The sequence below is a fragment of the Psychrobacter aquaticus CMS 56 genome (assembly GCF_000471625.1).
Taxonomy (GTDB): domain Bacteria; phylum Pseudomonadota; class Gammaproteobacteria; order Pseudomonadales; family Moraxellaceae; genus Psychrobacter; species Psychrobacter aquaticus.
The window spans coordinates 58,375-70,747 of the sequence record NZ_AUSW01000035.1 but is presented as its reverse complement, the minus strand read 5'-3'; the positions used below and the strand labels follow the sequence as shown (position 1 = coordinate 70,747).

10 protein-coding genes are annotated in these 12,373 nt (G+C 41.5%); all 10 read left to right on the top strand.

The annotated features are described in order from the left end of the window. The first annotated feature begins 145 nt into the window (after positions 1-145). Positions 146-718 carry a PepSY domain-containing protein gene (locus M917_RS12090; protein ID WP_021815145.1) on the top strand — a complete coding sequence of 191 codons (573 nt, stop codon included), beginning with the start codon at positions 146-148 and terminating at the stop codon, positions 716-718. Between the two features lie 479 nt (positions 719-1,197). Beyond that, positions 1,198-1,857 carry a response regulator gene (locus tag M917_RS12085; RefSeq protein WP_021815144.1) on the top strand — a complete coding sequence of 220 codons (660 nt, stop codon included), beginning with the start codon at positions 1,198-1,200 and terminating at the stop codon, positions 1,855-1,857. A gap of 113 nt (positions 1,858-1,970) precedes the next feature. After that, a complete protein-coding gene (locus M917_RS12080) occupies positions 1,971-3,575 on the top strand; it encodes a sensor histidine kinase (RefSeq protein WP_021815143.1) in 1,605 nt (534 codons plus the stop codon). A 757-nt stretch (positions 3,576-4,332) separates the two neighbouring features. Beyond that, positions 4,333-4,890 (top strand): carboxymuconolactone decarboxylase family protein, encoded by a 558-nt coding sequence (locus tag M917_RS12075; protein ID WP_021815141.1) that lies wholly within the window; start codon positions 4,333-4,335, stop codon positions 4,888-4,890. A gap of 115 nt (positions 4,891-5,005) precedes the next feature. Continuing rightward, on the top strand, positions 5,006-5,674 hold the full coding sequence (locus M917_RS12070; protein WP_021815140.1) for a DsbA family oxidoreductase: 669 nt from the start codon (positions 5,006-5,008) through the stop codon (positions 5,672-5,674). A gap of 85 nt (positions 5,675-5,759) precedes the next feature. Then, positions 5,760-6,164: a DoxX family membrane protein gene (locus M917_RS12065; protein ID WP_021815139.1), complete on the top strand. Its 405-nt coding sequence runs from the start codon at positions 5,760-5,762 to the stop codon at positions 6,162-6,164. A 56-nt stretch (positions 6,165-6,220) separates the two neighbouring features. Next, positions 6,221-8,374, top strand: coding sequence for an FAD-dependent oxidoreductase (locus tag M917_RS12060; RefSeq protein WP_021815138.1), 2,154 nt, complete (start codon positions 6,221-6,223; stop codon positions 8,372-8,374). 102 nt (positions 8,375-8,476) lie between these two features. Continuing rightward, positions 8,477-9,793 (top strand): ABC transporter substrate-binding protein, encoded by a 1,317-nt coding sequence (locus tag M917_RS12055; protein ID WP_021815137.1) that lies wholly within the window; start codon positions 8,477-8,479, stop codon positions 9,791-9,793. Further along, complete coding sequence (locus M917_RS12050) at positions 9,790-11,556, top strand: ABC transporter permease (protein ID WP_021815136.1); 1,767 nt, start codon at positions 9,790-9,792, stop codon at positions 11,554-11,556. Before M917_RS12055 ends, M917_RS12050 begins: the two co-directional genes overlap by 4 nt. A gap of 131 nt (positions 11,557-11,687) precedes the next feature. Then, positions 11,688-12,323 (top strand): ATP-binding cassette domain-containing protein, encoded by a 636-nt coding sequence (locus M917_RS12045; RefSeq protein WP_021815135.1) that lies wholly within the window; start codon positions 11,688-11,690, stop codon positions 12,321-12,323. Positions 12,324-12,373 lie beyond the last annotated feature (50 nt).

Below are 12,373 nucleotides of genomic sequence, written 5' to 3'. Positions count from 1 at the left end.
ATTATATTTACTTGCTAATAAAACCCCTGGTTCCCGCTAAGTTTCTCCTATGTCTTATTCCGTATTATAGATCCATACCCAAAAGGTAGCTGACAAAATCAATAAACGGACTGTCAGACATAAACTTAATATAAAGGTGATCCTCATGCAAAATTTATCAACACTAACCAAATCAGCAATCATTACCCTTACTGTTGCAGGTGTCAGTGCAGCTGCTATCGCAGCGCCTATCCTCAATACTAAAGCTGCAACAATTTCAAGTGAAGCCGTCAGTGCCATGCAAAGTAAAATTAGCCTAGCGCAGGCGATCACTATAGCCAAACAAAATGCTAAAGGCGACCTTGTCAGTGCAGAGTTTGACTATGACGACGATGATGCGACTAATGAATACGAAGTTAAGCTCGTCGCAAATGGCACTTCTTACGAAGTAAAAATTGATGCCGATACTGGCAAAGTACTTAGATCTGAACAAGAAAAATTAGATAGAGAAGACATGGCTGAATATAGCGCCATGAAGCAAGCCAAAGTCTCTATGAATAGTGCTATACAAAAAGCCACTCAAAGCGTGAACGGCAAAGTAATAGCGGCTACATTCGATTTAGAAAGAGGTCAATCTATTTATGATATCGAAGTGGTCAAAGGCAATCAGAAATATGATGTGAGCGTAGACGCCAATACTGGTAAGGTTCTGAGCAGTCAGATGGATAGAGAAGATTAGAATTAAAAAAAACTAGTATATTAAGACCTGACTATTACTAATAGCATTCATTAAAATATTTAGACAATAATCGCATAGATGGTTATAACTAAACCAGTCATTAATTTTAATGCACAGCAGTAGCCGATATCTCAATAGAATAGATATTAGTTGCTGCTTTTTTATTGATACATTATCTAGGCGCCAACACTAATGGAGACGCTATATCAAATCGCTAAAAATGTCAGAAATCATAATCCACGTATTTAGGGCACTAAAAATGAAAGCAATTTTATAAATCTAATGTAAGGAAGATTCATCGTAACGATTGATTAACAGTGCTAAATACATAATCATATTCTAAGGGCACGCAGATATATGATTTAATTGTCGATAGCACGTCAGGTCGGGTTATTATTAGCCAGTTAGACAGCGATGACTAAAACAGTCGCGCTGGACGTCTCAGATTTTAATATAGGCTTTATAGGTAAGGATATTTAATGCGAGTATTAGTGGTTGAAGATGACCTAATGATTGGCGAAAGTCTTAGCGAAGCATTACAAGATGAAGCCTATACGGTCGACTGGGTTAAGGATGGTCGTCAAGCTATTCTGACGCTGAAAGTCCAACCTTATGATATTATTCTATTAGATCTAGGTCTGCCAGAGGTTGACGGCATGGGCGTATTAACGGCTATTCGTGATGCTAAGATTGAGATACCGGTATTGATACTCACCGCACGTGATCAGTTAAAAGATAGAATTGCAGGATTGGACTCAGGAGCTGATGATTATGTCGTCAAGCCTTTTGAATTAGGCGAAGTTTTTGCACGTATGAGGGTGTTGATACGACGCTCTCAAGGCAAAGCTGACAATCAAGTGTCCGTTGGCAATCTAAGTCTAGATACCGCGCACAAACGCGTTATGATGGATGGCGACCCTATCGATTTGACCGCAAAAGAATATATGCTCCTCACCACCTTTATGCTATCTCCTGAAAAAGTCATGTCTAAAAATGCGCTGGAAGATTCTTTATATGGCTGGGGCGATGAAGTTGAAAGCAACGCCGTTGAGTTCTTAATTCATAGCTTACGTAAAAAGGTCGGACAAGATAGAATCAAAAATGTTCGAGGACTTGGGTGGTATATCAGCAATGTCTAACGTTAAGCGAACCACTCAAAAACACGCGTTATCATTGCTAGAAGTGAAGTGAGATGCCTAAACTCCGTAAGCTGTTAAACTCCCTACAATTCCAACTCATTTTTTGGTCTGTTTTGTCATTATTATTATTGGCTATCGTCGCAGGTGGTTATGGATTTTGGTATAGCTATAACGAGATAAGTGACTTTCAAGATGATAACTTGAAAAATACAGCCGCGTTGTTAGAGCAGTCACTTGATATCAGTGGTTTAAGTAGCAATGCAGCTCTTTCAGATAAGAGTGATCGTGCGCGCAGCAACATTCACTTTGACACCGATGACGATGATGGTGCTATTACCGTTGATATCATCATACTCTCTGCTCCACCCGATAATAGAGTACAAGATTATCAGAACGACAAAACCGATGATAGCGACAATGATAATAGTGATGATGAGCATGATTACTCAGAACCTATACCGATGGCGTTACTATCTGATATTCCACTAGGCATAAGCGATCAAGATATTGACGGTCATTCTTGGCGAACTTACAGAAATGACGTGAAGATTAAATCCTTAGATACTGATGAAAAAGTTGCACTTATCTTGCGTCAACAAACGGAACTACAAGACGATTTGGCGAAGGCCAGTGCGCTACAGTCTTTTTTACCCCTTATTATCGGTATCGCCTTCCTAATAATTCTGCTGCCTTTTATCATGTGGCGAATGATGAAGCCTGTGCGCCAATTACATCATGAAATAAGCGCGCGTAATGAGAACGATCTAAGTCCTCTACAGATTGATAGGCTGCCCTCTGAGTTACTACCACTAGCAGAATCCTTAAATAGATTATTGGCGATGGTGAAGAGTAGCATCGAGCGTCAACAACGCTTTATAGCAGATGCTGCCCATGAACTGCGCTCGCCGCTGACTGCCATCTCATTACAGCTACAACGATTACAACGTATTGCTAATGATAAGATTATGTCAGAAGGGTTAGATAAACTGGCTGTGCGTCTAAAGCGTAATCAAAGTTTGGTCGAGCAGTTATTAACACTCGCTCGAGCTGGCAATATTAATATTGCATTGGAAGATGAGTACACCCCGACCAACGTCAAATTTATTGTCGAGCAAGTCATTGGCTTACTCATTCCTATCGCTGATCATAAAAATATCGAGCTGACCGTTGATCTGCAACCTAATAGCAAAGTAAATATAGATGAGACTTCATTATTAATGCTCGTCAAAAACCTTATCCAAAACGCCATTATTTATACGCCAGCTAATGGTCAAGTCATTGTGAAACTATATCCGCTTGAACCAAACTCGGACAGCTCACATAAATCCGCTGTAGATGCGCCCTATAATTTTGGTACACATGTCATTCACTCTGGAAAATTAAAGAATTTGTCTACAGTATTAGACAGTAGATTGGTATTACAGGTAATAGATTCAGGCGCAGGCATTCATCCCAATGAGTATAAAAATGCGTTTGAGCCTTTTGTGCGGCTTAATCAGCTATCAAATAGCGATGAACAATTTAGTGATGATACCCATAAATCGAGATCAGATAGTGCCAGTCAGAACTCACAAACGGTGGAAGGAACGGGACTAGGACTCTCTATCGTCAAATCAATCTGCGAGCAAGCAGGTATTGACGTCTTTATGAATGCCGCTACTGCGACCATTTTAAGTCAAGATAATAATCGAGGACTCTGTATCACGTTGATGTTTTAGGTCAAGAATAAGAGAATCTACAGATTGATACCTGTATATCTTGACGCTTGCTTAACACCTCTAGTGCTATCACCGAAAAGTCGAAAGGCGGCGTCGTTTTGCAAAGGTAAGGACGATCAAGGAAATGCAGTAGGCCAATGACTGCCTATAGCTAGTATCTTTATTAGTTAGATTTTTACCAAATCAGTGACCAACGCCGCCAATCTAGGGACGTCTTACGGAGTAGTTAGCAAGCCTAATATCGCTTATAAAGATTTGCAGCATTGGTTTTTATTCACCACATTTTGTAAATTTCTCATTGAAGTTGCGTAACAGCCCCTCGCCTAATAGATATTTTTTGCTTTTTCAATCACATCATCGCGGTTAAGCCTTACTTAGGCGCTCCTTGTTTTTACCTCAAAGTTGCTAGAAAAAGATAAATCGTAATATATTTTATATACTATTGTTTGTTTTATTCAAAATAATCCATTTTGACTTTAAAGCCAATATCCTTTGTAACGTAGATAAACTATACACATTATTGACATAAGCGTTATATATCAGAAAAACGTAAGCTAATTGTTACATTTAATTTGAACGATTACTCAAATAATATTTGAGCGTTCGTTCAATATCATTTATAGTGGTTTCTATTGAATTGGTGAAAGCGGTCTTACCTCTAAATTTGACCGAATGTTCACATTCATTATTAAGCATCAATCAATATCTACTCTTAAGCCAACATAAAAAATCTATTTTTATTATCAGGAATTATACTATGACCGAATTTACTCTCCATGATAAAACAAGCGCCGCCCAAGAAAGCAAAGAGTTGCTCGACGTGTCTATCAACGCATTTGGTATGATACCAAACTTGCATGCGGTTATGGCAGAAGCACCAGGCCTACTAGAAGGCTACCAACGTCTACATCAGTTATTTTTAGACAGTAGCTTTGATGATGATGAAACCACTGTTGTGTGGCAAACCATCAATGTCGAGCACGCTTGCCACTATTGTGTTCCTGCCCACACTGGTATTGCAAAAAGTATGAAAGTAGATGACACCATTACTGAGGCATTGCGTAATGAGACCGCACTACCAACACCACGTTTAGAAGCACTTCGCGACTTCACGCTTGCTGTTGTTCGTAACCGTGGTAACGTTGATGACAGCACTGTACAAGCATTTTTAGATGCAGGTTATACTAAGCGTCAGATTCTTGAAGTCATTCTTGGTACAGCTCAAAAAGTAATGAGCAACTACACCAATCACCTTGCCAATACCCCCATAGACAAACCATTCCAAAAATTTGAATGGGACAAAGCTGACCAATAAAACGATTAATATCGATTTTTTATAACACTTCTGATATTTTTACACTGTTGTTCAGAAGCCAATCCGTCAGCAGTTTTTCAATTAAAGTTATCGTTAGAAACCCACGAGATGTCATATGAAAAATTCAGAGCGTTTATCGTCAGAGCAACCACTACAAATAGATATAGTGTCAGACGTTGTTTGTCCTTGGTGTGTCATCGGCTATCGACAGCTGGCTGAGGCATTGAAACGAACCAATACTTTGTACGAGATTCATTGGCATCCGTTCGAGCTCAATCCCAATACGCCGCCTGATGGACTGAACCTGCGCGAACATATCATGCAAAAATACGGCAGCACGGCTGAAGACTCTAAAGATAGCCGGATCAGAATGACTGCAGCAGGTGCAGAAGTTGGATTCGAGTTTCAATTTAAGGATGACACGCGAACTTATAATACCTTTAACGTGCACCAACTATTGCATTGGTCAGATCAGCAAGGACGCATGCACGACTTGAAGCAGGCGTTATTTACCGCACATTTCACAAACAACCGCAATGTATCTGATAGTACTGTGCTTGCAGATATAGCAGCAGATATTGGGTTAGACCGTGCTGAAGCATTAGCCGTTATCGAAGATCAGCGTTTTGCCAAAGACATACGCGAGGCCGTACAACGCTCAAAAGAACAAGGCATTCAAAGTGTGCCATCCGTTATCTTTAAGGGCCGTCATTTAGTGAGTGGTGCACAAGGTGTTGAAAATTATATTAGTATCCTACAGCAATTGGCTAAAATGACAGACTAAACGAGCGTTTTATCTACTGATCATACTAAAAGCCTAATTCCTGCTGTTCTTATGTATTAAAAAACTTAAAAGGTGCATTTATCTCATGCCAAAATACTTATCTCTCTCACTGTTATTGCTTAGACTGGGTATTTTTATCGTTTTTTTATTTTGGACGCTGGATAAGCTCATCAATCCCGAACACACCGCAGGAATTTTTTCTAAATTTTATGCTATCGAAAACTTGGGGAACGTTCTTATCTATGCGCTAGGTAGCATCCAATTGGTTCTCATCTTACTATTTGCTCTAGGACTGTTTAAGACTTGGACATACGGCCTCATTTTGTTATTTCATGCAGTCTCGACTTTTTCAACCTTTGGTCTATATCTCAAGCCTTTTGACAATTTACTATTTTTTGCTGCGTGGCCGATGCTAGCTGCGTGTATCGCCCTGTTTTTGATGAGAGACTGGGATACACTTACCCTAGGTAAAAAAGCCGTAACGACTTAAAAGCATTAAACACCCCCTGATTTTGAACTTTGCAGTGCTGCTTAAATGGACCTTTTATGATTAAGAAAATATTTTTATTATTGATTGCAGCACTGGTTGTGGGCCTGTTCTTTTACTTTGATCTGAACCAATTACTGACTCTTGATGGCTTAAAAGGCTCAATGGAACAGTTCAGTCAATACCAAGAGCAATCTCCGTTATTGGTTGTCGGTGGATTCTTTTTACTATATATAGTGGTAACCGCGCTCTCACTACCAGGCGCCGCTATTTTAACGCTAGCAGCAGGTGCATTATTTGGGTTGGTTGAAGGCCTTCTAGTTGCCTCATTTGCCTCAACGATTGGCGCAACGCTTGCCTTTTTAGTGTCGCGTTATTTGCTACGTGACACGATTAAAAAACGTTTTCCTGAGCGCCTAACAGCAATAGATGCAGGCGTGGAAAAAGAAGGTGGATTTTACTTATTTACGCTACGCTTAGTACCAATATTTCCGTTTTTTTTAATCAATTTATTAATGGGCGTCACCGCTATTAAGGCGCGAACCTTTTATTGGGTCAGCCAAATTGGTATGTTGGCGGGTACTTTTGTATTTGTTAATGCTGGTACACAACTGGCTCAAGTTGAGAGTTTATCGGGTATTTTATCGCTTAACTTGATTGTATCGTTCGCATTATTAGGCTTCTTTCCGCTCATTGCTAAAGGAGTGTTAAATATATTTAAAAAACGTCGGATCTATAAAAACCATACCAAACCCAAAAAATTTGATCGTAATATGATCGTTATTGGTGCGGGTGCAGGTGGTTTGGTGACAAGCTATATTGCTGCTGCCGTAAAAGCAAAAGTGACCTTAGTAGAAGCGGGTGAGATGGGTGGCGACTGCTTAAACTATGGTTGTGTACCCAGTAAATCGGTCATTAAAAGTGCGAAAATTGCTGAGCAAATCCGTAACGGTGAGCGTTATGGCTTGGATAATATGACACCGCAGTTTTCATTTAAAAATGTGATGACGCGTGTGCATCAAGTTATTGCCGACATTGCTCCGCATGACAGTGTTGAGCGTTATGCTGATCTAGGAGTAGAAGCGCTAAAAGGCTACGCTAAACTGATTGATCCGTGGACAGTAGAGATTGAGCTTAACGATGGTGGTACGCAGACACTTACGGCACGTACCATTGTTATTGCGACAGGCGCACGCCCTTTCGTGCCGCCGCTACCAGGTATTGAAGAGACTGGTTACGTCACAAGTGATACTTTATGGGATAAATTTGCTCAATTTGATGAGGCACCCAAAAAGTTGGTGGTGCTTGGTGGTGGCCCTATCGGATGTGAGCTAGCACAAAGTTTTGCGCGACTTGGCTCAAACGTCACCCAAATTGAGATGGGCAATCGTATTATGAGCAAAGAGGATACAGAAGTGTCACGCTTTGCTCATGATGCCCTGACAGCGAGCGGTGTTAATATTTTAACATCGCATAAAGCCATGCGCTGTGAGATACGTGATGGCAAAAAATATATCGTGGTGAAACACAACGAAGTAGAGACTGATATTGAGTACGATGAGCTCTTATGTGCTGTTGGTCGCAGCGCGCGCTTAACAGGTTACGGTCTTGAAGCGCTAGGTATTGAGACGGATCGCACGATTGTGACCAATGAATATCTAGAGACTTTATATCCAAATATCTATGCCGCAGGCGATATTGTTGGCCCCTATCAGTTTACCCATGTGGCTGCTCATCAAGCATGGTACGCTGCTGTTAACGGCTTATTTGGCCATTTCAAAAAGTTCAAAGTCGATTACCGAGTAATACCATGGACGACCTTTATTGACCCAGAAGTTGCTCGTGTTGGATTAAATGAACAAGAAGCTATCGACAAAGGCATCGATTTTGAAATCACTCGCTTTGAATTTAAAGAGCTAGATCGTGCGATCACTGAGGGCGCGACCAAAGGCTTTATCAAGGTCATTACGCCTAAGGGCAAAGATAAGATACTGGGAGTTACAATCGTATCTGATCATGCAGGCGACCTAATGGCAGAATTTGTACTGGCCATGAAACACGGCTTGGGGCTTAACAAAATACTAGGCACTATTCATGCCTACCCGACATGGGCTGAGGGCAGTAAGTCCGTCGCTGGTGAATGGAAAAAAGCGCATGCACCGCAAAACTTACTGAAATGGGTAGAAAAATATCATACGTGGCGTAGAGGATAGTATCTACAACTATATTTTAAAAGAGCTTGCAACACCCTTTTAAATATTGAATAAGAAAAAAGCATCGATAAAAATAACCACTATAGTTGAGTTGGAACCTAAATGCCTGTTATTAAGTCTGGGTCAATACTGACACGCTACCATCCTTCTTGGGTGGTAGTCGCGGTTCTCTTAAGTATTGTTTTAGGTATCTCTGCCAGTATAGCCGTTAACAATAATACTAGTCTCAAAGAACCGTCCTCCTACTGGCAACAGATAGAGACACTAGGGGCAAGCCAAGACGTTTATTTTTATGCATGGGGCGGCGATGCACAGATAAATGCGTATCTACAATGGGTGGCCAAGCGAGTCAAAGCTGAATACAACATCAACTTAGTCCATGTCAAACTCAGCGATACTAGTGAAGCTGTCAGCCGAGTCTTAGCTGAAAAGTCAGCCAATAATAATGACCAAGGCAGCGTTGATTTGGTTTGGATCAATGGCGCTAATTTTTCCACTATGAGTGAGCACTCACTGCTACTAAAGCAATGGGCAAACAAGCTGCCTAACTTTACATTGACCGATCCTGAAAACAACCCCACCGTTACGCTTGATTTTGGTATTCCTACACAAGGCATGGAAGCTCCTTGGGGAAAAGCGTCGCTTACCTTTTATTATGACAATCTAGCCATCGATGGCTCAGCCAATAATCAGCCACCAGCCACTCTAAGTGAGCTAGCAAGCTGGAGTGCGCAACATCCCGGACGTTTTAGTTATCCAAAGCCGCCAGACTTCTTGGGGATGAGCTTTTTGAAGTATGCGTTGGTAATGCTGCATGAACAAAACCCAGACAGTATCGCGAACAATATAAAAGCACAGCTGAACCAGCCCGCCACTGAAAAAAACACAGCGTTAGTATTAGATCCTCTATGGGCATTTTTGGATAAACTGCATCCAACTCTGTGGCGTGATGGTAAATATTTTATGCAAAGTGGTGAACAAATGCAGCGCTTGGTCGGCGACACTGAACTCAGCTTAGCATTTACGTTTTCTGCGCCTGCTGTGCCAGCGGCGGTACAGCGTTATGATTTGCCAAAGAGTATTCGCAGCTATGCGATGGAAGATGGAAGTTTGAGTAATACCCACTTCGTCGCTATTCCCTATAACGCCGGTCATCAAGCCAGCGCGCAACTGGTTGCGAACTTTTTACTCAGTCCTGAAGCACAGGCTAAAAAACAAGCACCTGAGGTTTGGGGCGATAGTACGGTACTGGTTCAATCTCAACTAACACCTGAGCAGCAAGCCTTGTTTAAAACGACTAAGCCGCATCCTAGTGCTTTGCCTATCAATGGTATCAAACGCATAGTGAGTGAGCCACATCCGAGTTGGGTTGAGGCGATTATGCAAGGATGGGAGACACGTTATGGGGCTAGCTCATGAATGTAGCGCCTAACAACCATAAAACTGGAAAAGAAGCTGATACAGCGTCAGTTGCAAACTATAGAGTCGACAACTTCACGCGCTTAGTAACCTATAGCCCACGATTTTTATTGATGTTATTAATATTACCCGTACTCAGCGGTTTGGTCAGTGTACTACTACCTGCCTTTGGTTGGGCACCCGCATTAGAGCAAACGAGATTTGGTGTACAAGGTTTTATGGCGCTTTGGCAAACGCCAGGTCTTACGCAAATGATTGGTTTGAGTGTGACCTCTGGATTCATAAGCACTCTACTCGCCTTCCTCATGACTTTAATGATTTTGGCAGCATTTTTTAATAGCGTTTGGCTCAACCGTATTGAGCGCTTATTTAGTCCTATTCTAGTCATTCCACATGCTGCTGCCGCCATTGCTGTTGGCTTTTTGATTGCACCATCCGGTATGTTTTCTCGGTTGATATCACCATGGCTCAGTAACTGGGAGCTAGCACCGCAAGGCATACTGCCGCACGACGCCTACGGTATAAGTATTATCTTAGGTTTAACCTTAAAAGAAATGCCCTTTTTATTACTCATGGCGTTAGGTGTATTAGCACAGCCAGAGCTGGGTAAAAAATTGCGTCAACAGCACAAAGTAGCGCTCAATTTAGGCTATTACCCGATGACTGCCTTTTTTAAGGTAGTGCTACCCAATCTCTATCCATTATTGCGCTTACCTTTGTTCGCGATACTTGCCTATGCCAGTGCCAGCGTCGAGATACCACTGATATTAGGCCCTAATACACCGCCAACGCTAGCCGTTGCTATCGTCCAATGGTTCAATGATGTCGATTTAAATCTAAGGATCAAAGCGTCCGCTGGGGCAGTTTTACAGCTGGTCTTAACGGCTGGCTTGTTGGTTCTATGGCTCGCTGGTGAAAAGCTTGTAAAGGTTCTATGTAATAACTCAATAACCAACGGTCGACGCAAATACCACGATAAGGTTTGGCAAACGGCAACGATAGGTCTTACTATCGTAATTCTTGGCTTTGTCCTATTAGCATTAATTGGTCTATTTCTGTGGTCAGTCGCTGGATATTGGCGCTTTCCAGCCACGCTGCCTGAACAATTTGTGTTGTTGCACTTTCAAAACTCTTTTATGCAAATGAGTACCCCACTATTTAATACTTTGACTATTGGCTTTATCACTACCCTATTTGCAATTACACTGACTTTGCTATGTTTAGAATCAGAGCAGCTCACTACTAAAGCCATCTCGCCTTTTACCCATTTAATTATTTATTTGCCGCTGATAGTACCTAGTATTGCATTTTTGTTTGGCTTGGTATGGCTACAGCAATTGCTCAATAATCAAACCGCCTTTCTTAATGTGGCTTTTACCCACTTACTGTTTGTGTTGCCTTATACTTTTTTGTCCCTATCCAGTAGCTATCGACGCCTAGATCCGCGTTTTGCTAATGTGGCGGCGAGCCTTGGCGCTACTCCTAGTAAAATATTCTTTCAAGTAAAACTGCCACAGCTGTTTGCGCCTATCTTGATTGCAGTTGCCTTAGGATTGGCGGTCAGTTTCGGTCAGTATCTACCGACATTACTTGCAGGTGGCGGACGCATAGCTACGATTACAACAGAAGCCGTCACTCTCGCTAATGGCGCAAGCAGACGAACCAGCGCCGTTTATGCCATGATACAAATGGTGTTACCACTCATTGGCTTTGCTTTAGCATGGATATTACCTAAGTACTGGTTTAAGGGTGCAAAAGCTTAAAAACACAATCATATTATTCGTTCATTAAAAGTGCCAGTCATTAAAATAAGCACTATTGACAACAAATGACTGATTGAAAATGCATCTGAAAAGCTTATATCCTAAAACTATGCAATCTTAAGGGTCTTTGAATGCAATCTTCTCTACAGGTAAAGAACTTAACACTCTACTTACATGGTAAGACGCTACTGAGCTTGAATGAACAAGTGAAAGGTGGTGAGATACTCACTATCATGGGGCCCTCAGGTAGTGGTAAATCCAGTATTTTAAACTGGTTAACAGGTACGCTTGCCAGTAGCTTTAGCGCTAGTGGTGAAGTGATTCTGAATGGTCAAAACGTTAATGCTCTGCCGACTCATCTACGTCGCATTGGCGTGTTATATCAAGATACTTTGCTATTCTCTCACTTATCTGTTGCTGGTAATATTGCCTTCGCCATGCCTGAAGGTGATAAAAAACAACGGCTTGATAAAATAGAGCAATCCCTTATCCAAATGGACTTATCGGGCATGGGTAATCGTCACCCTGATAGCCTCTCTGGTGGACAGCAAGCGCGAGTGGCATTATTGCGGCTGCTGCTTAGCGAGCCAAAAGCTATCTTGCTCGATGAGCCTTTTAGCAAACTCGATACCCAGTTACGAGTTGATACACGTCAATTGGTGTTTGAACAAATACGTAATCATAATTTACCCGCGATTATGGTTACCCACGACCATAGCGATGCTGAAGCAACGAAGGGCAAAGTTATTAATGTAGAGAATTATTAATTTATTGAGAACTTTCCTTAGATTAAGAAATATTCTATTCAAAATTTCAA

Bases quoted from the DNA above. Each gene is read 5' to 3' on its own strand.
- M917_RS12090 (WP_021815145.1), top strand. From the start codon at position 146: ATGCAAAATTTATCAACACTAACCAAATCAGCAATCATTACCCTTACT.
- M917_RS12085 (WP_021815144.1), top strand. From the start codon at position 1,198: ATGCGAGTATTAGTGGTTGAAGATGACCTAATGATTGGCGAAAGTCTT.
- M917_RS12075 (WP_021815141.1), top strand. From the start codon at position 4,333: ATGACCGAATTTACTCTCCATGATAAAACAAGCGCCGCCCAAGAAAGC.
- M917_RS12070 (WP_021815140.1), top strand. From the start codon at position 5,006: ATGAAAAATTCAGAGCGTTTATCGTCAGAGCAACCACTACAAATAGAT.
- M917_RS12065 (WP_021815139.1), top strand. From the start codon at position 5,760: ATGCCAAAATACTTATCTCTCTCACTGTTATTGCTTAGACTGGGTATT.
- M917_RS12060 (WP_021815138.1), top strand. From the start codon at position 6,221: ATGATTAAGAAAATATTTTTATTATTGATTGCAGCACTGGTTGTGGGC.
- M917_RS12055 (WP_021815137.1), top strand. From the start codon at position 8,477: ATGCCTGTTATTAAGTCTGGGTCAATACTGACACGCTACCATCCTTCT.
- M917_RS12050 (WP_021815136.1), top strand. From the start codon at position 9,790: ATGAATGTAGCGCCTAACAACCATAAAACTGGAAAAGAAGCTGATACA.
- M917_RS12045 (WP_021815135.1), top strand. From the start codon at position 11,688: ATGCAATCTTCTCTACAGGTAAAGAACTTAACACTCTACTTACATGGT.